The organism is Bacteroides sp., from assembly GCF_028690125.1.
Classification (GTDB): domain Bacteria; phylum Bacteroidota; class Bacteroidia; order Bacteroidales; family Bacteroidaceae; genus Bacteroides.
This window is the reverse complement of record NZ_JAQVBV010000038.1, coordinates 1-20,546: the sequence shown is the minus strand read 5'-3', so window position 1 is coordinate 20,546 and position 20,546 is coordinate 1. Positions and strand designations below refer to the sequence as shown.

At 39.2% G+C, this 20,546-nt stretch carries 20 protein-coding genes and 1 pseudogene; 11 read left to right on the top strand and 10 right to left on the bottom strand.

The features are described from left to right. Nucleotides 1–36 precede the first annotated feature (36 nt). Both PHO71_RS19885 and PHO71_RS19880 read left to right on the top strand, forming a co-directional pair. Nucleotides 37–396 (top strand): hypothetical protein, encoded by a 360-nt coding sequence (locus PHO71_RS19885; RefSeq protein WP_300206691.1) that lies wholly within the window; start codon nucleotides 37–39, stop codon nucleotides 394–396. A gap of 104 nt (nucleotides 397–500) precedes the next feature. Further along, the gene (locus PHO71_RS19880; protein ID WP_300206688.1) at nucleotides 501–875 is read left to right on the top strand and encodes a RidA family protein; all 375 of its coding nucleotides are present in this window, start codon (nucleotides 501–503) and stop codon (nucleotides 873–875) included. Here PHO71_RS19880 and PHO71_RS19875 read toward each other — a convergent pair. Then, complete coding sequence (locus PHO71_RS19875) at nucleotides 843–2,126, bottom strand: folylpolyglutamate synthase/dihydrofolate synthase family protein (RefSeq protein WP_300206686.1); 1,284 nt, start codon at nucleotides 2,124–2,126, stop codon at nucleotides 843–845. The two genes, PHO71_RS19880 and PHO71_RS19875, sit on opposite strands and share 33 nt — an antisense overlap. 131 nt (nucleotides 2,127–2,257) lie before the next feature. On the opposite strand from PHO71_RS19875, the gene PHO71_RS19870 reads away from it, so the two are divergent. After that, the gene (locus tag PHO71_RS19870; protein ID WP_300206684.1) at nucleotides 2,258–3,583 is read left to right on the top strand and encodes a PhoH family protein; all 1,326 of its coding nucleotides are present in this window, start codon (nucleotides 2,258–2,260) and stop codon (nucleotides 3,581–3,583) included. Between the two features lie 98 nt (nucleotides 3,584–3,681). Here PHO71_RS19870 and PHO71_RS19865 read toward each other — a convergent pair whose 3' ends face one another. From PHO71_RS19865 to PHO71_RS19855, 3 genes are read right to left on the bottom strand one after another with little or no spacing between them, the layout of a single operon-like run. Continuing rightward, nucleotides 3,682–4,659, bottom strand: a complete 978-nt coding sequence (locus PHO71_RS19865; protein WP_300206682.1) for a dihydroorotate dehydrogenase-like protein — start codon at nucleotides 4,657–4,659, stop codon at nucleotides 3,682–3,684. A 15-nt stretch (nucleotides 4,660–4,674) separates the two neighbouring features. After that, complete coding sequence (locus tag PHO71_RS19860; protein ID WP_300206680.1) at nucleotides 4,675–5,349, bottom strand: YggS family pyridoxal phosphate-dependent enzyme; 675 nt, start codon at nucleotides 5,347–5,349, stop codon at nucleotides 4,675–4,677. Between the two features lie 6 nt (nucleotides 5,350–5,355). Next, nucleotides 5,356–5,835: a DUF4494 domain-containing protein gene (locus PHO71_RS19855; RefSeq protein WP_300206678.1), complete on the bottom strand. Its 480-nt coding sequence runs from the start codon at nucleotides 5,833–5,835 to the stop codon at nucleotides 5,356–5,358. A gap of 321 nt (nucleotides 5,836–6,156) precedes the next feature. Between PHO71_RS19855 and PHO71_RS19850 the strand changes: the two genes are divergently transcribed. Further along, nucleotides 6,157–8,493: a hypothetical protein gene (locus PHO71_RS19850; RefSeq protein ID WP_300206676.1), complete on the top strand. Its 2,337-nt coding sequence runs from the start codon at nucleotides 6,157–6,159 to the stop codon at nucleotides 8,491–8,493. 165 nt (nucleotides 8,494–8,658) lie between these two features. On the opposite strand, the gene PHO71_RS19845 is transcribed toward PHO71_RS19850, so the two are convergent. Further along, nucleotides 8,659–9,228, bottom strand: a complete 570-nt coding sequence (locus PHO71_RS19845; protein ID WP_300206674.1) for an HdeD family acid-resistance protein — start codon at nucleotides 9,226–9,228, stop codon at nucleotides 8,659–8,661. Nucleotides 9,229–9,363: 135 nt separating this feature from the next. Between PHO71_RS19845 and tpx the strand changes: the two genes are divergently transcribed. Both tpx and PHO71_RS19835 read left to right on the top strand, forming a co-directional pair. Continuing rightward, nucleotides 9,364–9,864, top strand: a complete 501-nt coding sequence (gene tpx / locus PHO71_RS19840; RefSeq protein ID WP_300206672.1) for a thiol peroxidase — start codon at nucleotides 9,364–9,366, stop codon at nucleotides 9,862–9,864. A 153-nt stretch (nucleotides 9,865–10,017) separates the two neighbouring features. After that, on the top strand, nucleotides 10,018–10,167 hold the full coding sequence (locus PHO71_RS19835) for a hypothetical protein (protein ID WP_300206670.1): 150 nt from the start codon (nucleotides 10,018–10,020) through the stop codon (nucleotides 10,165–10,167). A 4-nt stretch (nucleotides 10,168–10,171) separates the two neighbouring features. On the opposite strand, the gene PHO71_RS19830 is transcribed toward PHO71_RS19835, so the two are convergent. From PHO71_RS19830 to PHO71_RS19815, 4 genes are all read right to left on the bottom strand, one after another. Continuing rightward, complete coding sequence (locus PHO71_RS19830; RefSeq protein ID WP_300206668.1) at nucleotides 10,172–10,810, bottom strand: DedA family protein; 639 nt, start codon at nucleotides 10,808–10,810, stop codon at nucleotides 10,172–10,174. 30 nt (nucleotides 10,811–10,840) lie between these two features. Beyond that, entirely contained in the window at nucleotides 10,841–12,280 is a 1,440-nt protein-coding gene (locus PHO71_RS19825; protein WP_300206666.1) for a lipopolysaccharide assembly protein LapB, read from the bottom strand. Between the two features lie 154 nt (nucleotides 12,281–12,434). Beyond that, entirely contained in the window at nucleotides 12,435–14,174 is a 1,740-nt protein-coding gene (locus PHO71_RS19820) for a glutamine--tRNA ligase/YqeY domain fusion protein (RefSeq protein WP_300206664.1), read from the bottom strand. A 49-nt stretch (nucleotides 14,175–14,223) separates the two neighbouring features. Next, nucleotides 14,224–15,036 carry a PstS family phosphate ABC transporter substrate-binding protein gene (locus PHO71_RS19815; protein ID WP_300206663.1) on the bottom strand — a complete coding sequence of 271 codons (813 nt, stop codon included), beginning with the start codon at nucleotides 15,034–15,036 and terminating at the stop codon, nucleotides 14,224–14,226. 174 nt (nucleotides 15,037–15,210) lie between these two features. Here PHO71_RS19815 and pstC point away from each other — a divergent pair, with 174 nt between their 5' ends. From pstC to phoU, 4 genes are read left to right on the top strand one after another with little or no spacing between them, the layout of a single operon-like run. After that, nucleotides 15,211–16,407 carry a phosphate ABC transporter permease subunit PstC gene (gene pstC / locus PHO71_RS19810; protein WP_300206661.1) on the top strand — a complete coding sequence of 399 codons (1,197 nt, stop codon included), beginning with the start codon at nucleotides 15,211–15,213 and terminating at the stop codon, nucleotides 16,405–16,407. A gap of 1 nt (nucleotide 16,408) precedes the next feature. Then, complete coding sequence (pstA, locus tag PHO71_RS19805) at nucleotides 16,409–17,284, top strand: phosphate ABC transporter permease PstA (protein ID WP_300206659.1); 876 nt, start codon at nucleotides 16,409–16,411, stop codon at nucleotides 17,282–17,284. Nucleotides 17,285–17,293: 9 nt separating this feature from the next. Beyond that, complete coding sequence (gene pstB / locus PHO71_RS19800) at nucleotides 17,294–18,052, top strand: phosphate ABC transporter ATP-binding protein PstB (protein WP_300206657.1); 759 nt, start codon at nucleotides 17,294–17,296, stop codon at nucleotides 18,050–18,052. A gap of 42 nt (nucleotides 18,053–18,094) precedes the next feature. After that, nucleotides 18,095–18,784, top strand: a complete 690-nt coding sequence (gene phoU, locus PHO71_RS19795) for a phosphate signaling complex protein PhoU (protein ID WP_300206655.1) — start codon at nucleotides 18,095–18,097, stop codon at nucleotides 18,782–18,784. Between the two features lie 463 nt (nucleotides 18,785–19,247). Here the strand turns inward: phoU and PHO71_RS19790 are convergent, their stop codons facing one another. Beyond that, entirely contained in the window at nucleotides 19,248–19,934 is a 687-nt protein-coding gene (locus tag PHO71_RS19790; protein WP_300206653.1) for a LytTR family DNA-binding domain-containing protein, read from the bottom strand. 507 nt (nucleotides 19,935–20,441) lie between these two features. Here PHO71_RS19790 and PHO71_RS19785 point away from each other — a divergent pair. Then, nucleotides 20,442–20,546, top strand: a pseudogene (locus PHO71_RS19785) (riboflavin synthase); the annotation flags it as partial.

Below are 20,546 nucleotides of genomic sequence, written 5' to 3'. Positions count from 1 at the left end.
TAATAATAAATTATAAACAATTAACAAAAGACAGACATGGCAAAAGAACGGCATGAATCGTATGAATTTTTGAGTAAGATGATGATAAGTTTAATGAATGTAGATAAGTTGTATAATTATCCTTTTTTACAAGCTGAACTACATATGTCTAAGCGTGATGTGAGTGCTATTAAGAAAGGGCATGATATGTTCATTTATCAATATGTGCGTGTGGTTAATTATATAACAGAGCAGATTCATCTGGATATTTTGATGGATGTATTGTTGAAACAATTGAAGATTATGCTGGCAACTCACAGTGACTTGGTGATTGGCATTGTTCCACATAAAAATAATAGGGACAGCCGGCCCGAAGAGTGGGTGGTTGTAATGCGGTGGGATGGAGCTTATGTATAAAAACAGGGATATTAGTTGATTAATTCCCTAAACTATATTATTTTTGCTAGACCGTATTCACGAATTGTAGATAGAGAATAGAAAAACTGAATAAAAGAACAATTATGAAAAAAGTTATTTGCAGTGAGAAAGCACCCGGAGCTATCGGGCCGTATAGTCAGGCTATTGAAGCCAATGGAATGGTATTTGTATCCGGACAGTTGCCGATTGATGCTGCAACAGGGCAGATGGCAGAAGGGATAGAGGGACAGGCACGTCAGTCATTAGAAAACATAAAACATATTCTGGAAGAAGCCGGATTGACAATGGCTGACATTGTTAAAACAACTGTGTTCCTCCAGGATATGTCATTGTTTGCCGGAATGAACGGTGTATATGCCACCTATTTCGACGGCGCGTTTCCGGCACGTTCGGCAGTTGCTGTAAAAGCATTGCCGAAGGATGCGTTAGTAGAGATTGAGTGTATCGCGGTTCGCTAACAAGTCGGCTACAATAAAACTACTGCCTCCCACAAAGATGAAATCTTCCGGGGGGCATTTTTCTTTTGCAGCCCGTACAGCATCCACGACAGTGGGATAGGAGCTACCTTTCAGCCCGGCTTCGGCAGCCATCTTCATCAGTTCATTTTCCGGCAGGGCACGTTTCACACTCGCTTTGGTAAAGTAGTATGCAGCATTTTTCGGCAACAGTTTCAGTACGCTACTGATATCTTTGTCATTAACCATACCGAAAACGATGTGAACATTTTTATGTTGTTCTGTATGAATCGCTTCAAGATGTTTGCAAATGTATCGAATTCCATCTTCATTGTGACCTGTGTCGCAGATTAGATCCGGATATGATTGTAATTTTTGCCAGCGTCCCATTAAACCGGTCATCTCGCATACATGGGCAAATCCATTGTGATAGTCTTTGATTTCTAATTTATAGCCTAGTTTTTTGAGTTTATCCAGTGCGCATAAAATAGTTTGCTTGTTTTCCACTTGGCAGTAACCGCCTAATTCATACGTGATTCCGTCCGGATATTCGATATGCTTATTATACTCTTTTTCCCGTTTTTCTGCCGCATAATAGACAGGAGCTTCCATTTCTTTTGCCTTCATTGTGAAAACGCGCTTTACCGAACCGGATGCTCTACCGATAATTACCGGAGTTTTATGTTTGATGATCCCGGCTTTCTCTTTCGCTATTTTCGCTAATGTGTTGCCGAGATATTGCATATGATCGAAGCTGATGTTGGTGATAACACATAAATCCGGGTGAATGATATTAGTGCAATCCAATCGTCCTCCCAGCCCTACTTCAATAACCGCTATATCGACTTTTTGGTCGGCAAAATAACGGAAAGCCATTGCTGTGGTCAGTTCGAAGAAGGAAGGATGCAAAGGTTCGAAAAAGCAGCGATGTTCTTCTACAAAACGGACTACATATTCTTCCGGCATCATTTCTCCATTGATGCGGATACGCTCGCGAAAGTCTATCAGGTGTGGAGACGTGAATAGACCTACCCGGTAACCGGCGGACTGTAACACAGCTGCAATGGTGTGCGAACAGGAGCCTTTTCCATTGGTTCCCGCAATATGAATGGTTTTGAATTGTTGATGTGGGTGCCCGAAATACTCGTCTAACTTGTGTGTGGTATCTAACCCCGGTTTATATGCTTTACCACCTATTTGTTGAAACATAGGCACACTTTCATATAAGTACTTTAAAGTGTTCTGATAATCCATGTTTTATAATATTTAACTTCGAGCAATCTTTATTGCCCGTTAATTTGTTTATCTTTAGAACCATCAATCAGCCGTTACACAAGTGATTGATGAATGAGATTGCAAATATCAACAATAAAATCTAAGAAATCATGGGAACAAAGAAAAATTTTGTTTTAGACACAAATGTTATTCTTCACGACTGCAATTGTTTGAAGAACTTTCAGGAAAATGATATCTATCTCCCTATTGTAGTACTTGAAGAACTCGACAAGTTTAAAAAGGGGAATGAACAAATAAATTATAATGCTCGTGAGTTTGTGCGCGAACTGGACACTTTAACCGATGATGATCTTTTTTCAAAAGGGGTGAACTTAGGCGAAGGCTTGGGACGCTTGTTTATAGTAACCGGTCATGTGGAAGCTCCTAAGGTACAAGAATCGTTTCCGGTCAAGAAGCCTGACCATCTGATTCTTGCTGTGGCTGAATATCTGGCTAATAAGAATCGAAAAGTAAAGACTATCTTGGTGACAAAGGATGTGAATTTGCGCATGAAAGCCCGTTCTGTAGGCATTCTTTGTGAAGATTATATCACCGATAAGGTGCTTAACGTAGATATTTTTGAAAAGTCAAATGAGATATTTGATAATATAGATCCGGCACTTATCGATCGTATTTATTCTTCGAAAGAAGGCATTGATCTGGATGAATTTGATTTTAAGGGTTTGGTTCATCCTAATGAATGTTTTGTACTAAAGAGCGACAGGAATAGTGTACTGGCACGATATAATCCTTTTACACATACCATTACCCGTGTAACGAAAGTGCGTAACTATGGAATTGAACCTCGTAACGCTGAGCAAAGTTTTGCTTTTGAGATTTTGAATGATCCGAATGTGAAGTTGGTAGCATTGACCGGAAAAGCCGGAACAGGTAAAACATTATTGGCTCTTGCCGCTGCTTTGGGAAAGCTGACAGAGTACAAACAGATTTTATTAGCTCGCCCCATAGTAGCTCTTTCTAATAAAGATATAGGTTTCCTCCCGGGTGATGCACAGGAAAAAGTAGCTCCTTATATGCAACCGTTATTTGATAATCTGAATGTGATTAAACGTCAGTTTGCTTCCAATTCCAGTGAAGTGAAGCGTATTGAGGATATGCAGAAGAGTGAACAACTGGTTATTGAGGCTTTAGCTTTTATTCGTGGACGAAGCTTGAGTGAGATGTATTGTATCATTGATGAAGCCCAGAACTTGACTCCGAACGAAATAAAAACCATTATTACCCGCGCCGGAGAAGGTACGAAAATGGTATTTACCGGTGATATTCAACAGATAGACCAACCTTATCTGGATAGTCAATCCAATGGTCTTGTTTACATGATCGACCGTATGAAAGACCAGAATATCTTTGCGCACGTCAATCTGGTGAAGGGTGAGCGTAGTGAACTGAGTGAGTTGGCTAGTAATCTACTATAAATGAATAATTAAAAATGAAGAATGAAGAGTTTCTGTGCAGCATCAAAGCGCCGGTCCATTCTTCATTCTTCATTTTTAGTTCTTTATTCAATCTGCTTTTATTCTTTTTTTCCGAAGTATTTCAAGAATTGTGTGCGTTCGAATGTATTGATTCCCTGCACATCTTTGGCGTTGAGTTTTCCTTTAAACTGATCGATTGTCTCAAATCCTTTCCGGTCCATCCATATGCTGAGGAAGCGGGTTGCTTCTCCGATAAACATATTGGTATTCACATAGATGGCACTACAAACTTCTACGGCTGAGGCACCCGCCAGAATTGATTTTACAACGGATTCGGGTTCGGCTACACCTCCGGAAGCGGCGTAATCAATCTTGTCTATTGCTGAAGAGGCGATTCCGATCCAACGGAGCGGTGTAGAAAGAGCTGATGCGTTACTGAATATTTCGCCGGATGTATGTTCCATCTTTTCAATATTGATATCCGGTTGGTAGAAACGGTTGAAGAGAACAACTGCAGCTGCTCCGTTTGCATATAATTGGTCTATTAAAGCAATAGGATTGCTTAAGTTATCGCCCAATTTCATGATTACCGGAATCTTGATTGTATTTTTGATGTGACGTAGGATATCAATGTGGCGTTGTTCAAATGAACCATATGTATATTGTATATCCGTTTGCAGAGCCAGAATATTAATTTCCAATGCGTCGGCTCCGGCTTCTTCTATATGCTTGGCAAAGTCGATCCATTCGGAATCTGTATAGCAGTTGATGCTTGCAATGATAGGAATGGGGCAAACTTCTTTACTTTCTTTGATCAGAGCCAGATACTCGGATAGTTTATGTTCGCGGATATATTCTTCCAGATAATCACTGCTTTCAGGATAGTAAGCTGGATCTCTCAATTGATCGGCTTCCATCAGGATTTGTTCTTCGAAAAGTGACTTTAGTACGATAGCACCTGCACCGGCTTCAACGAATCTTCTGTTTTTTCCGGCGCTATTGGTTAGTCCCGAGCTACCGATGATAATAGGGTTTCTAAGTGAAAGCCCCGCGAAAGTAGTTTTTAAATCGGCCATGATAATTATGATTGATTAATTATTGTAATTTCTTTCTCCGAAAATCTTGCTTCCTACACGTACCATTGTACTTCCTGCCGTAATTGCCTCGTGATAATCGTGAGACATACCCATTGAAAGTTCACAAAAGTCAGCGGAATCAGCGAACAAAGTTGTCTTTATCTCCTCAAAGAGTCTCTTAAGTAAACGGAATTCACGGTCTATTTGTTCTGTATTATCCGTATTGCTTGCCATTCCCATAAGTCCGCAGATACGTATATGAGTAAGATTTTTCCATTCACCCGCAGCCAGCATTTCTTTGCACTCTTCAGGGCTGAATCCAAATTTGGTTTCTTCTTGGGCAACGTGAATCTGCAACAAACAATTTACCACACGTCCTGCTTTGACAGCCTGTTTGTTTACTTCTTCAAGCAACTTGTAAGTATCAATTCCATGAATCATCGCTACGTAGGGTATCATGAATTTGATTTTGTTTGTCTGCAAATGTCCGATGAAATGCCATTCTATATCTTTCGGCAAACTTTCGTATTTCGCTGTCATTTCCTGCACTTTGCTTTCTCCAAAAATACGTTGTCCCGCTTGATAGGCCTCTTCTATCGCTTCGTTGGGATGAAATTTTGAGACAGCAACCAACCGAACTCCTTGAGGGAGCTCGGTTAATACTTGCTTTAAATTGTCAGCAATACTCATGATTACTTATGCTTTATTAGGATCAAATTCAGGTTTGTCATTAGGTTCGGAGCTATATGGATATACATCCATGATAGCAGTCTCAGATACTGAACCGATTTGGTAGTCGGCCATAGTACCTTTCATGCCTTCATCCAGTTTCTTAACAGCGTCACGCAGGTCGGTAGCTTGTACCAATACTTGTGTAGAAGTCTTTTTCTCTGCACCACTTTTTTCGTCGAGAGTAATAAAAACGAGTTTGCACTTGAACCAACGGTCCGCACTTTCTTCTTCGCTGGAAAACAGTTCGCTGTAGTTGGCACGTTTGATGTCCGAAACAGTAAACTCTCCTGATATGAACGGAGTCATTTCTTCAATAATACGAGCTTCAGCTTCAGTAAAGCTAAGTGCATCAACAAGATAAGGTTCGGTTACTTTCTTTTGCATTCCGTTTTCCATTACTTTCTCATAACGGATTTTACATTCAAACCATGTATGCATTGCCATAATTTTCTTATTTTTTTTAGTTAATTGATTTATGTAAATTGCCTACAAATATAAGCAATAAAACGGAAAGTGAGAACGGAATAAAGAAAGAAGGTGGCAAACAATTTATTGGGGTGATGAGGAAACTATTTATATAATTATGACTAAATGGATTAAATTTGATATATAGTTCTGTGTTTTTCAACATTTTCGTGCAAATAAATGAATAAAAATATCTGTATGTCACAACCTATCATTATTTTTGTCGAAAGGGAATATCTTAGTAAAAAAGATAAGAGGAATGTCACGATAGAAATAAATAATAACTAATAATTTGTTGTTATGTTGGAAAATGTAATTTGTGCATATGCATCAGAAGCATCAAAAGCGGTAGAAACTGCTGTGAAGGATGACAATGGTCTATTGACTAATCTGTTACATGATGGTTACTTCTCGTTTGGGCTGTTTTTTTTATTGCTGGCTTTGTTGGCAGTCATATTTGGTATTAAGGCTTCCCGGCGTTTTGTAATCAATCATTTAAAATACATAGCTCTCGTTATATTTCTTTTAGGTGTGATTCTCTATGGAATAGGATACAATGAGGAAAATTCCGGTTCCGAATGGAATTTCATTGCTTTAGGATTCCGTTCGGTCTTATCCTCATTAGAAATGTTCATATCCCACTCTGACTTGATTGAGGTGGATAAGATATGGCATCATTGTCCAATTTATATGGCAGCTTTCTCTTTGATTCACTTTCTGGCAGTGTTAGTGAGTGCTATATTTGTCGTTCAGCTTTTGGGCTTCCGTTTAATCTCATGGATTCGGATGATTTTTCTCTGGATACAAACATTTAACAGGAAAAAACTCAATCTATATATATTCTGGGGATTTAATGATATTTCGTTCACTTTGGCAAAAGATATAGTCAATGTGGAAAAGCAGAAAAAAGAAAAATGGACGAAGGAAAAAACTGATAAAACAGAAAACTATAAAATTATATTCGTTGCTTTGCCCTCAGAAGAGAGTGGTAGTCATCAACGGTTTACATTCAGCCATTTTTTTAGTGGAACCTCACACGGAAAAAGTAAACTTGACAAATGCGAAGATCTCAATGCATTGGTCATCTACAGCAAGAAAAATCTTTCAATAGACGATGTTCCGGCAGAGGAAACATCTAAGAAATGGAATCTCTTTAAGAAAGTTGGTCTGAAAGTGCTTGGTAGACTTTTAGAAAGAGTCCACACGACAAAAATATTCTTTCTCTCTGATAACGAGGATGATAATATTAAATCAACTTTAATAATGCGATTGGCAGCTTCTAAAGGAGATGCCAGTTTGCAAAACAAGCCGATAAATATTTATTGCCATGCCAGACGTGATAACCAAAACGTTATTCTTGAGAATATGGCATTGGACGGAAATGAGACATCCAACATTACGGTACATATTATAGATTCTTCTTATTTATCAGTGCTTTCGCTGAAAATGAACCCAGTTTATCATCCGGTAAATTTTGTAAAGAAGGATACAACCCGTGGCATTGTTCAATCGCCTTTCACTGCTTTAATTATTGGTTTTGGTGAGACGGGACAAGATGCGTTGAAGTTTCTCTATGAGTTTGGAGCTTTTGTAGGTGAAGATGGAAACAAAAGCCCATTTAAGTGTTATGCTATAGATCAACATATGGATGCTTTGCGAGGAGACTTTTATATGAAAGCTCCTGCTCTAGTTGGCAATGATGAAGTAGAACTCATTCAGGGTTCTAATCAAATGCCACAGTTCTGGGACGAGTTACATAAAATAATTAATCAGCTCAATTATGTAGTAATTGCTATTGGGGATGATCAGAAAAGTATTTCGTTTGCCATAAACTTGTATGAGTTTGCTTGCCGGTATAGAGAAAATAATCTGGAGCATTTTAAAATTTTTGTCAGAAGCTCTTATAACTCAGAGAAAAACATTCAGTTGAGAGATATTGCAAACTATTATAATCAAAGCAACCGGGAGAGTCTTGGAGAAATTATAATTTTTGGATCTACCAAAGAAGTGTTCACCTATGACATGGTAGTAAATGACAGGGTTAAAAGAGATGCCATGGGATTCTTGAATGTGTACGAAGGCAAGCCGCTGGGTGACATTGACAGTGTTGAATATTCAACACTTTGGACTGACAGGCACAATGTAAATGCAACCGTAGAAAAATATAGAAGCAAGAATAATCCTAAAGCCAAACCGACTATCAGGCACTTTGTCATTCAAGATATAAAGCGACAGGAATTTCAGGATATGGCAAATGTCTATCATGTGGCAACCAAGCTTAAACTGGTAGGAATGTTTGATGCTACTGTGGAGGAACTCAACCGTATATGTGAAAGCTTTACGGGTAAAAAGGTAACAAGTACGGATGTTGAATATCCTAATGGCAGTGAACAACTGAATGATATGATGAAGAATCTTGCTAAATGTGAACACTTACGTTGGAATACTTCACATGAGATGATGGGATATACCAGAAATGAAGATATAACGTCTGCTTATATTATTGCTCAGAAGCATCATTGCCTTGTAGCATGGGACGAAATGGATCGTTTAAATCTGGGTAGTTATAAGGAGTATGACTACCTGGTAGTAGAGACAAGCTTTAAACTCAGAAAAGATACATTATCGAAACTCTAAATTGAGTGAGTAGGAATGTATTAAAAGTCTGTAATCATTAATTTTCAGACGCGGAAGACGCGGATAATACGGATATTAATATTTTTTAAATCCGCGTTGTCCGCGTCATCTGCGTCTGAAAGTTACATATTAATTGTCTGGTATACCTTCTATAAAAAGATACATTTAAACTTGTTTTCTTTTATGCAATCTCCTCAGTTCGAACGAAAGCATGACGCGGAACAGTCCGATGATAAGGAAAGTGAATGAAATCATATATACAGCGTACAAAGCTCCGATAGCCGGTTGCCATAATATTAATAAAGAACAGATGATGGCTAGTATACCAAATGCCATATACCATCCCCAATCGCGAGTGCCGTAACGTTTTAGATCGATGGCATATCCGGTAGAGGAGAAACCACGGAACATAAGCCAGAAGGCAATGATAATAGGGATGACTTCCATACTGACCATAGGATAAGCAATGAGGTAAATTCCTAGAATGAAGTCTATGATTCCTCCGACAATGTACCAGCCCCAACTTGGAACTCCTTTTCGGTTGCTCAGAGCGAATATAATTTCCAGAATACCGCTGATCAGCATAGAGATACTAAAAATAATGCTGAGAGCTAAGTAGCTGCTAAGGGGTGAGAACATGAGACAGAGAGCCACGATGATATAGACAATTCCTAAAAGGAGAGAGGTCCACCAATTTTTTACAGAGTCTTTAATTTCATTGAATACTGTTTCCATACGTTTTTTATTTTAAATAAGTACTTGATGATATAATGAAGTTATAACAAATTGATTTTGGAAAAGTTTTGCAGGTGAACATATTTAGACTTTCGGTTGTTGTAATAATAGAGTAAATTAAAATATAAATGCATTATGGCAACAACAAATTTCAAAGGACAACCGGTGAAACTGATCGGTGAATTTATACAAGTTGGCAAAGTGGCTCCTGATTTCGAGCTGGTAAAAACAGATCTATCTTCTTTCTCATTGAAAGATCTGAATGGTAAAAATGTGATTCTAAATATTTTCCCGAGTCTGGACACTAGTGTTTGTGCAACTTCAGTTCGTAAATTTAATAAATTGGCTGCCGGTCTGAAAGATACTGTTGTATTGGCTATTTCTAAAGATCTCCCTTTTGCACACGGACGTTTCTGTACAATAGAAGGAATTGAGAATGTAATCCCATTGTCAGATTTCCGTTTTTCTGATTTTGACGAGAGTTATGGCGTTCGTATGGCAGATGGTCCGTTGGCGGGATTACTGGCACGTGCAGTAGTAGTGATTGCAAAAGATGGAAAAGTAGCATATACAGAGTTGGTTCCGGAAATCACTCAGGAACCTGATTATGATAAAGCATTAGCTGCTATAAAATAAATAGATCTACCTGCATTTGCTTTTCAACACTAGCAGATGGTATATCTTTAATTTTTTTGACCTAATAAGAACCTGTACCTTGATTTTGCTTTCTGCAAATTCATCGGCTCTTATTAGGTCATGTGTTTTCTGCTAAACCTAAATTATATTTATATGAATAAAATGCAATCTCTTTGCATCGCTTTTGTATGCTTGGGCGCCGGAAACTTATCGGCTCAACCTGCTGATACTACAAATATCTCTCCGTGGACTAAAGAAGTATTTGCGGGACTGAAAATGACACAGGTGAGCCTGACTATTTGATGTTTTATTTCTTTTTCATTCCTTTATATACAAGGAATCCTACGATAAATATTCCGATTGCAATAAAGGCATAACCAATTTCATGGCTGTATTCTGTCACTTTGGCAATCAGTTGTTCTTCGCTTTCAATGCCGGGTACAGTAGAAAGATAATATCCTATAATTGCCAGGATGGTGTTCCATAATCCGGCTCCTAATGTTGTATAAATAAGGAAAGTGGATAGTTTCATTTTTGCCAGACCTGCCGGAATAGAAATTAATTGGCGTACTGCCGGAATCAAACGTCCGATGAAAGTTGATAAAGCACCGCGTTGATCAAAGTAAATTTCGGCTCTGTGTACTTTGGCTTCATCAATCAGGCACATATGTCCAAAGCGGCTGTTGGCGAACTTGTAGATGATGGGACGTCCCAGCCATTTAGCCAGATAATAATTGATTAGTGCTCCAAGATCAGCTCCGATAGTAGCGAACAGAACTACCAGATAAATATTGAGTTCATCATTGACGGCTGCTTTGTATGCAGCGGGAGGAATGACCACTTCCGAAGGGAAAGGGATAAAAGAGCTTTCGATGGTCATTAATAAAGTGATGGTCCAATAATTAAGGTGATCAAGACACCATTGGATAAAGGCTACAGATTCCATACGTTTTACTAGTAGTTTTGATGATTTGAATTATTTATTTCCTTTTTCTTTTTTCATACGTTCCCAAACTTGCTTGAGTATATCTTCTCCTTCTTCGGTACGTTCATGAGGTTGAGACAACAAATCTGCTATCATATCTTCGTTGATTGGATTGGCAGTTTCATTATTGTAACGGAAAAAGTCGTCGATTCTGCCATCTATCAGAGCAAGCGCTGCTAATTTTCCGGCAACATTCTCGTAATTCGGATCAATATCGTATACTTCTTCATAACAAATTTTTGCCTGGGATAACATTTCTTCCTCCGAATAGGCTGTGGCAACCAGATACCACATTTCGGGATTGGGGTCATAGTCTAAGGCTTTTTTGAAAGAATCAAAAGCTTCTTTATCCAGACCTTCTTTCAGATAAAGCTTTCCTTCGGTGAAATCGATTAACGGTTCTTTGGGATTGATTTTTCTTGCTCTTGTACACATCTGATGTGCCTCTTCATGGTTACCCAATTCGAAGGTAGCAAGAGCGGCGTTAGTGTAGGTGTCTACCAATAATGGAGAGTTGCCGTCTCCTTTCTCTTTAAATATACGGATGACCTCCAGATAACATTGGTCAGCATTTGACCAATCCTCTTTGTTGGTATACGCCATTCCGATAAACATATTTCCTACCTCCGGAGCAACAGCTTTGTATTCTATTGCCTTTTGATAATCCGCAATTGCTGCATCTGAGTTGTTAAGATAGAAATAACTATGCGCACGATATGCATAAGCCTCTCCGAATTTCTCGTTGGCGGCCAAAGCGAAGTCGCAGGCTTCAATCGCTTTTTCACAATTTTCTGTGATAAAATAGCATTTAGCCAGTCCTACCCAATAAGAAGCATTGTATGGATCGACGTCAATGAGCTGGTTATATTGGGTGATGGCAGCTTCATTCTGATTGGTTGCTGCCAGATAATCGGCTGTTACTGCGATAAAATCTTCTTCATTTTCATACGCTTTTTTATTTCTGTCCAGCCAATCTTTGGCATTTTCCGGATAACCCATATCCAGGTAAAGGTAGACGATGTTGATTATTGTTTCCAGTTCATCGGCCTCCTCTATCGTGTTTAATATATATTGAGCAGCTTCCAGTTTACCTTCGTTGAGCAATAGTTCTGCTTTCAGCATTTTCACTTCCGAATTATATTCTTCTGTGATGCTGGCGGCCACTTCTTTAGCTTCATATATCTTTTGAGTATCCAAGTAGAGGTAGGCTTGTTCTACTAGCAGATCGGTGTTTTCGGGATGCAGGTAAAGACCATAATTGATAACCTCTTGTGCCTCACTGAATCTTCGTTCGGAAGCATATCGGTCGGCAATGTCGGCGAATTGGTCTCCGTCCAAATAAATTTGGTGATTTTCGGCTTTTGACGTTTCATATTGCTCGATCAGTTTGTCTAGCTCCTGACCCTCGGACGGTGAATTTTTTCTCCCCATTCTACTTTTTTTAAATTTAATTTTCCAGATGCGGATAACACGGAGGACGCGGATATTGAGTCATCCGTGTAATCCGTGTCATCAACGTCTGAAATTAGTGAACTATCACTTAGTGACGCATTCTATATCTGAACTGAGCCTAAAAAGGAATCAGTTATTTATTGAGCTTACCCCATGTGTCTTTTAAACCCACTGTACGGTTGAATATCAGTTTTTCGGGAGTTGAATCTTTATCAACGTTGAAATAACCGATACGTTGGAATTGCAGGTATGAAAGGGCAGGCAGGGTAGCTGCAAATTTTTCGATATAACAGTTAGGCAATACCTTCAGTGAATCAGGATTGATGATTTCCTTCATAGCTTCCAGTGCATCGCAGTTTTTAGCTTCGCGGATAGCAGCTAGTTCATCACGAGGATTCTCTACTTTCCAAAGACGGTCGTACAGACGCACTTCGGCTGTCAAGCAGTGGTCACAACTAACCCAATGAAGTGTGCCTTTTACTTTACGGTTTGCATCTGCCATACCACTACGAGTGTGTGGGTCATATTCGCAATATACTTCAGTAACAATACCGTTTTCGTCTTTTTTACATCCGGTACATTTTACAATATATGCGTTTTTAAGGCGAACTTCCTGTCCCGGTGTCATACGGAAATACTTTTTAGGAGCATCTTCCATGAAGTCTTCACGTTCCATCCAAAGTTCACGGCTGAACTCGATGGTGTGGCTTCCTGATTCCGGATCTTCCGGATTATTAATAGCTTCCAGATGTTCTACTTGTCCTTCCGGATAATTGGTGATAACCAACTTTACCGGATTGATGACAGCAGATACACGGATGGCACGACTGTTGAGGTCATCACGTAGAGAGCTTTCAAGCAATGCAATATCATTCAATGCATCGTATGTGGTATAACCGATTTTATCGATAAACTTGTGGATAGACTCCGGAGAGTAACCACGGCGACGGAAACCACAGATAGTCGGCATACGAGGATCATCCCAAGCATTAACCAAACCTTCTTTTACCAAAGTCAGCAGATTACGCTTGCTCATCAGGGTGTAGCTGAGGTTCAATTTGTTGAACTCGGTCTGACGGGGACGGTTATCGTTCAAGTCTTTACCTTCTTTCAGCCAGTCGATAAAGAGATCGTAAAGCGGACGGTGTACGACAAATTCGAGCGTACAAAGTGAGTGGGTAACTCCTTCGAAGAAGTCACTCTGTCCGTGTGCGAAGTCATACATCGGATACGCTTTCCAGGTAGTACCTGTACGATGGTGCGGATGTTTTACGACACGGTAAATAATCGGATCGCGGAAGTGCATATTCGGATTTGCCATGTCTATTTTGGCACGGAGAACCATAGCACCTTCTTCTATTTCACCGGTATTCATCTTTTTGAAGAGCTCGAGGCTTTCTTCTGTCGGACGATTACGGTAAGGACTATCTACACCTGCTTGAGTAGGAGTGCCTTTCTGTTGTGCAATCTGTTCGGCAGACTGCTCATCAATATATGCTTTTCCCTCTTGGATAAGGCGGATGGCAAAGTCCCAAAGTTGTTGGAAGTAATCGGAAGCATAGTATTCGTTTCCCCATTGGTAACCTAACCATTGTATATCCTCTTTGATAGCTTCCACATATTCTACATCCTCTTTCGTAGGGTTTGTGTCGTCGAAACGAAGGTTGCATACACCGCCATGTTTTTCTGCGATGCCGAAGTCAAGGCAAATAGCTTTAGCATGACCGATATGAAGGTATCCGTTCGGTTCCGGCGGGAAACGAGTTTGTACTTTTCCACCATTTTTACCTTCTTTCAAATCTTTCTCTAGTGCCTGTTCAATGAAGTTCAGGCTTTTCTTTTCACCTGTTTCTTCGTTTTTAATATCTGTCATAACGGTAAATATTAACTGTCTATTAGGCTACAAAAGTAGGACATTTTTTTCATTTAACAGGGATATAACCGCTCTTTTTTATAATGTCTTGTCCTTGAGGCGAAAGAATGAACTGAAGCAGGGGATCCACTTGCTCTTTATTTTTCACATTATAGTAATAATAAAGAGGTCGCACGATGGGGTAGGATTTGTTTGTGGCATTCTCCACTGACGGGACTGCATAGTGCGCGTCATCGTAGGAAACAGAAAGAGTTTTAATACGTGGAGATACATATGCCAGTCCTACGTAACCAATTGCCCCTTTGGTCTGGCTGACGGATTGGATGATGGCTCCTGTTGCCGGCATAGAGAGACTTCCCGCCATATAATTTTTATTTTTGAGGACACTTTCTTTGAAGAATTCATAAGTTCCCGAAGACGTTTCGCGAGAGTAGACAACGATTTTTTGGTCATCTCCTCCTACCTGTTTCCAATTAGTAATCTTTCCGCGGAATATATCTTCCAGTTGTTTGCGTGTCAATTGTTTGACAGGGTTGGAAGGATGAACTACCACTGCAAGTGCATCGTAGGCAACGATGACTTCTTCTACTTCTTCACCGGCTTCTTTAATTTTCATTTTCTCACTGAATTTGATGGGGCGTGAAGCCATGGCAATATCGGTAGTATTATCCATCAAAGCGGAAATTCCGACTCCTGTACCTCCTCCGGTAACTGTAACCCGACCGTCAGGGTATTGCTTCATGAATTGCTCGGCTGTTTGCTGGGCTACAGGGAGGACTGTATCACTACCTTTGATTCGTTGCGCACTGGCTGTGAGTGATAAAAAAGAAAGGGCAACTACTAAGATTCCTTTTGATTTCATATTATTCGTTTTTTTACTGATGCAAATAAAACAATTGGATGTTACATTTGTATTGCAATATATTTGTTAATGAAAGTTGTAACATAAATGTAATACGTTTGAAACATTTCCTTCAAACGTTAGTCACACAGCTTTAACAAAGAGTCTTTTACTTTGCATCAGAAATTATTAAGTATGAAAAAGATTCTGGATAAAATTATAGAAGGGATTCTGACTTGTAGTGGCTTTGTAACAAGTATTACAATCCTTCTGATTATACTCTTTCTGTTTACGGAGGCTTTTGGGCTATTTAAAAGCAAAGTGATTGAAGAAGGATATGTATTGGCTCTTAATAAGAGCAATAAGGTAAGTGTACTAAGTCCTGCCCAAATCAAAGATGTTTTTGACGAGGAAATAACTAATTGGAAAGAACTCGGTGGAGAGGATCTTCCTATCCGTGTTTTTCGTTTAGAAGACATTACGCAACATTACTCGGAAGAAGAACTTGGACCGGCTTATGAATATGCCGGTGCGAAGATTACCGAATTGGTCGAGAAAACACCGGGTATTGTGGCGTTTGTTCCGCAACGTTTTATTACTGAGCCGGATGAGGTGAATTTTATCGAGGATAATACGATTTCATTGAAAGATGTTTTTGCGGGAGCTGAATGGTTCCCTACTGCTACTCCTGCAGCACAATTTGGATTTCTGCCTTTGATAACGGGAACACTTTGGGTCAGTCTGTTTGCGATTCTGTTTGCTCTACCTTTCGGACTCTCTGTTTCTATTTATATGTCTGAAGTGGCGAATCCGAAGGTACGTAACTGGTTGAAACCAATTATAGAATTGTTGAGTGGAATTCCTTCTGTTGTCTATGGCTTTTTCGGGTTGATTGTGATTGTTCCCTTGATACAAAAATTATTTGATTTGCCCGTAGGAGAGAGTGGATTGGCAGGAAGTATTATTCTGGCAATTATGGCATTGCCTACCATTATTACAGTAACCGAAGATGCTATGCGTAACTGTCCTCGTTCGATGCGGGAAGCGAGCTTGGCATTAGGGGCTTCACAGTGGCAAACTATCTATAAAGTCGTTATTCCTTATTCCATATCCGGAATCACTTCGGGAGTAGTGTTAGGCATCGGACGTGCTATCGGTGAAACCATGGCTGTGTTGATGGTGACGGGAAATGCTGCAGTAATCCCTACAACAATTCTTGAACCTCTTCGTACGATACCTGCCACCATTGCGGCGGAGTTGGGAGAGGCTCCTGCCGGAGGACCACACTATCAGGCTTTGTTCTTGTTGGGCGTGGTATTATTCTTTATCACTTTAATCATCAACTTTAGTGTAGAATATATTTCTTCTAAAGGAGTAAAACGTAGCAAATAGTATGGAAATAAAAAGTAATAAAAGAGCCAAACGCCGTTCGCAGTTGTTTGCATTCGGTATTTTCCGTTTGTTAAGCCTGTGTATCGTTCTTATTTTGTTTGCTATTCTCGGTTTCATTATATATAAAGGTATCGGGGCTATCAGTTGGGAATTCATTACTTCAGCTCCTACTGATGGAATGACCGGGGGAGGCATCTGGCCAGCCATTGTAGGTACCTTCTACTTGATGGTAGGAAGTGCATTATTTGCTTTCCCGGTGGGCGTGATGAGTGGTATTTATATGAATGAGTATGCTCCGAAAGGAAAGCTGGTGCGATTTATACGGGTAATGACAAATAACCTGAGTGGAATTCCTTCCATTGTATTTGGTCTGTTCGGTATGGCTTTGTTTGTCAATTATATGGGCTTTGGAGATAGTATTCTAGCCGGTTCGCTGACGTTGGGATTACTTTGTGTACCTTTGGTGATTAGGACGACAGAGGAAGCATTGAAAGCAATTCCCGACAGTATGCGGGAAGGAAGCCGTGCTTTGGGAGCTACCAAGTTACAAACGATCTGGTATGTGGTACTACCGATGGGATTGCCCAATATTATAACAGGATTAATTCTTGCCTTGGGACGTGTTTCTGGAGAAACTGCCCCGATTTTGTTCACTTGTGCCGCTTACTTCTTGCCGCACTTACCAACGAGCATTTTCGACCAATGTATGGCGTTACCTTATCATTTGTATGTGATTTCAACAAGTGGAACTAATATGGAAGCACAATTGCCTTTGGCATATGGAACTGCTTTAGTGTTGATTGTTATCATTCTGTTTGTCAATCTGCTGGCAAATGCTTTGAGAAAATATTTTGAGAAAAGAGTAAAAACGAACTAACGAAGCGATATGAGTACAATAAAAATAGATGCACGCAATGTGAATTTCTGGTATGGTGACTTTCAGGCATTGAAAGGCATCAGTATGGAGATAGAAGAAAAGTCGGTAGTGGCTTTTATTGGTCCTTCCGGTTGTGGAAAATCGACTTTTTTGCGGCTTTTCAACCGGATGAATGATTTAATTCCCGGTAGCCGGCTGGAAGGAGAAATATTGATTGACGGACAGAATATATATTCTAAAGGAGTAGAGGTGGATGAATTGCGTAGAAACGTAGGAATGGTATTTCAACGTCCTAATCCTTTTCCAAAAAGTATTTTTGAGAATGTAGCCTACGGGCTTCGTGTCAATGGAGTTAAGGATAATGCATTTATCCGTCAGCGGGTGGAAGAAACGTTGAAGGGGGCAGCACTTTGGGATGAAGTGAAAGATAAGTTGAAGGAATCGGCTTTTGCCTTATCAGGTGGTCAGCAACAACGACTTTGTATTGCCCGTGCAATGGCGGTATCTCCTTCGGTATTGTTGATGGACGAACCGGCTTCAGCACTCGATCCTATTTCTACTGCTAAGGTAGAGGAGTTGATTCATGAGTTGAAAAAGGAGTATACAATTGTGATTGTTACCCATAATATGCAACAGGCGGCACGTATCAGTGACAAGACTGCTTTCTTTTATATGGGGCAAATGGTGGAATTTGGCGATACAAAACGTATCTTTACCAATCCGGAGAAGGAGGCTACACAGAACTATATCACCGGACGTTTCGGATAAGAATAAATAAAATAAGTAATACACCTAAAGAAAAACAGAATTATGGTAAAGTTTATAGAATCGGAATTGATTCTGCTCAAGAAGGAGATTGATGAAATGTGGACGTTGGTTTACAATCAGCTTGACCGTGCCGGTGAGTCTGTACTTACGCTCGATAAAGAATTAGCTCAGCAGGTCATTGTCCGCGAACGCCGGGTAAATGCTTTTGAGTTGAAGATAGATAGTGATGTGGAGGATATAATTGCATTGTATAATCCGGTGGCGATCGATTTGCGTTTTGTGTTAGCAATGCTAAAGATTAATACGAATCTGGAACGTTTGGGAGACTTTGCAGAAGGTATTGCTCGCTTTGTGTTGAGATGCAAAGAACCTGTATTAGACTCGGATTTACTGAAGCAGTTGCGGTTGGAAGAAATGCTGGCAGAAGTACGTTCTATGCTCGAACTTGCCAAGCGTGCTTTGAATGATGAAAGTATGGAATTGGCTACGGCTGTATTTGCCAAAGATAACTTGGTGGATGAGATTAATGCGAGTGTTACTGAAATACTGGCTGATTATATCAACAAACATCCCGAAAATATTCATTCGTGCCTTGATCTTGTTGGAGTATTCCGAAAGTTGGAGCGTTCTGGTGATCACATTACCAATATTGCCGAGGAAATTGTATTTTTTATCGACGCGAAAGTGTTAAAACATAGCGGAAAAACAGACGAAAATTATCCAATTAAATAAGTTTTTGCTACTTTTTAAACAAAAATTAGTGCTGCTTAGAAAAAAGTCATATATTTGTCCCCTGTAACAAGCAAGTTACAGGGTTTTTACTGTAAATGATAATAAATCCAAAGAAATTTCAAAAAGATGTTATATGACATGTTTTATAATTTGGAGAGTAACGGTAAAAGCTCCTATATTTGCAACGTTATCCTGAAAACAATCTTTTTACCTTAAAAAAAACTAATACCTATTGAAAACTGAAAAATGGGGCTTTGTGAAAAGCCCTATTTTTTTATACCTATTTGAAACTACTCAATCGGCGTTTAACGGTCTCTGGGAGGCTTTTTTCATTGTGTTATACTAGCTTTATTTTCCTGTTAGAACGGATTTGAAGAACGAGTTTGGAACTCAAAATTGGAGTTCTCGTTCATGTAGGGGAAGAGTGAAGTCTAATTTTGTTCTATACTTTTGGAAGTCTTGATTATTGCAATCCCTGGTAAAAGTCTTTCAAATAACTTTTTCCTATAGGTATACGTACATTGCCGATTTTTACAACGTTACGTTCTATGTTGTCGATCTTATTAATGGCTATCAGATATGATTTATGGATACGTATGAATTGTTCGGAAGGCAACAATGACTCTATTTCCTTAAAGCTGAGCAAAGTCATGATTCTTGCTGTTTCAGTAATTACGTGCAGATAGGCTCCTTTTCCTTCTACGTATAAGATGTCGCATAAGTTTATGCGTACCATCCGATATTCAGTTTTAAGAAAGATATATTCCCTTGGAGTTGATGGGCCAAGAAAAGTGGATGACATTTCTGCTTGTACTTTGTTCACTGCTTTCAGAAAGCGCTCAAAGGAATAAGGTTTCAATAGATAGTCGGTAACATCATATTCGAATCCTTGTACGGCATATTCTCCGTATGCAGATACAATAATAATGTATGGACGTGTATGGAGTGCTTTTAATAATTGAAGTCCAGTAAATTGTTCCATTTGAATATCTAGGAACAATAAATCTATTGTATTAGTCTGGAGGTAGTCAAAAGCCTCCAGACCATTTTCAAAAGTGCACACTAAATGCAGTAAAGGTACTTTGCTTATAAAGTTCTTTAATTTCTCTATGGCTAGTGGAGCGTCTTCTATGATAATACAATTGATCATGTAAGCTTAATTGTTAATGAAACATCAAAGTAACCGTTTTTCTGATTCATTTGCAAATCATATCTATGTGGATAAAGATATGGCAACAAAAATATGAATAGGTTAATGAGAGCAAAGAAAGGTATGGAAGGGTCTGTGATGCGAAAAGATATGACTCTGCAGAATATATTTTCATACTTAAAGGCAGCACAAGAGTATATATTCCATAGAAAAGATAATAAGCGAGTATAGGAAGCATGATTCCTATTTTCCGGACTGTGAATTGTGATTTTCTGATTTTCATAATTTTCTTTTTTTAAGTAAAACCTACCACAAAACTCTATTAATTTCTTCTTTTTAAAAAATTAAATGAACGAACGGCCGGAATTTCTTCACAAGTAAATGGTTGCAATATATGAAAAAAAACAGAATGTTTTTCAACTTCCTTCCTTATTCGTATCTTTGACGGCATATTGAAGATGTGTCTCTTCAATAATAACATATAATTTAAAATTCAAAATTCATATTATGTTTTCTGGAATCGTTGAAGAATATGCTACTTTGGTAGCGCTGGTGAAAGACCAGGAGAATATACACTTTACTTTTAAGTGTTCGTTTGTAAATGAGTTAAAG

Coding starts and splice junctions, on each gene's coding strand:
- PHO71_RS19885 (WP_300206691.1), top strand. CDS start 37: ATGGCAAAAGAACGGCATGAATCGTATGAATTTTTGAGTAAGATGATG.
- PHO71_RS19880 (WP_300206688.1), top strand. CDS start 501: ATGAAAAAAGTTATTTGCAGTGAGAAAGCACCCGGAGCTATCGGGCCG.
- PHO71_RS19875 (WP_300206686.1), bottom strand. CDS start 2,126: ATGGATTATCAGAACACTTTAAAGTACTTATATGAAAGTGTGCCTATG.
- PHO71_RS19870 (WP_300206684.1), top strand. CDS start 2,258: ATGGGAACAAAGAAAAATTTTGTTTTAGACACAAATGTTATTCTTCAC.
- PHO71_RS19865 (WP_300206682.1), bottom strand. CDS start 4,659: ATGGCCGATTTAAAAACTACTTTCGCGGGGCTTTCACTTAGAAACCCT.
- PHO71_RS19860 (WP_300206680.1), bottom strand. CDS start 5,349: ATGAGTATTGCTGACAATTTAAAGCAAGTATTAACCGAGCTCCCTCAA.
- PHO71_RS19855 (WP_300206678.1), bottom strand. CDS start 5,835: ATGGCAATGCATACATGGTTTGAATGTAAAATCCGTTATGAGAAAGTA.
- PHO71_RS19850 (WP_300206676.1), top strand. CDS start 6,157: ATGTTGGAAAATGTAATTTGTGCATATGCATCAGAAGCATCAAAAGCG.
- PHO71_RS19845 (WP_300206674.1), bottom strand. CDS start 9,228: ATGGAAACAGTATTCAATGAAATTAAAGACTCTGTAAAAAATTGGTGG.
- tpx (WP_300206672.1), top strand. CDS start 9,364: ATGGCAACAACAAATTTCAAAGGACAACCGGTGAAACTGATCGGTGAA.
- PHO71_RS19835 (WP_300206670.1), top strand. CDS start 10,018: ATGAATAAAATGCAATCTCTTTGCATCGCTTTTGTATGCTTGGGCGCC.
- PHO71_RS19830 (WP_300206668.1), bottom strand. CDS start 10,810: ATGGAATCTGTAGCCTTTATCCAATGGTGTCTTGATCACCTTAATTAT.
- PHO71_RS19825 (WP_300206666.1), bottom strand. CDS start 12,280: ATGGGGAGAAAAAATTCACCGTCCGAGGGTCAGGAGCTAGACAAACTG.
- PHO71_RS19820 (WP_300206664.1), bottom strand. CDS start 14,174: ATGACAGATATTAAAAACGAAGAAACAGGTGAAAAGAAAAGCCTGAAC.
- PHO71_RS19815 (WP_300206663.1), bottom strand. CDS start 15,036: ATGAAATCAAAAGGAATCTTAGTAGTTGCCCTTTCTTTTTTATCACTC.
- pstC (WP_300206661.1), top strand. CDS start 15,211: ATGAAAAAGATTCTGGATAAAATTATAGAAGGGATTCTGACTTGTAGT.
- pstA (WP_300206659.1), top strand. CDS start 16,409: ATGGAAATAAAAAGTAATAAAAGAGCCAAACGCCGTTCGCAGTTGTTT.
- pstB (WP_300206657.1), top strand. CDS start 17,294: ATGAGTACAATAAAAATAGATGCACGCAATGTGAATTTCTGGTATGGT.
- phoU (WP_300206655.1), top strand. CDS start 18,095: ATGGTAAAGTTTATAGAATCGGAATTGATTCTGCTCAAGAAGGAGATT.
- PHO71_RS19790 (WP_300206653.1), bottom strand. CDS start 19,934: ATGATCAATTGTATTATCATAGAAGACGCTCCACTAGCCATAGAGAAA.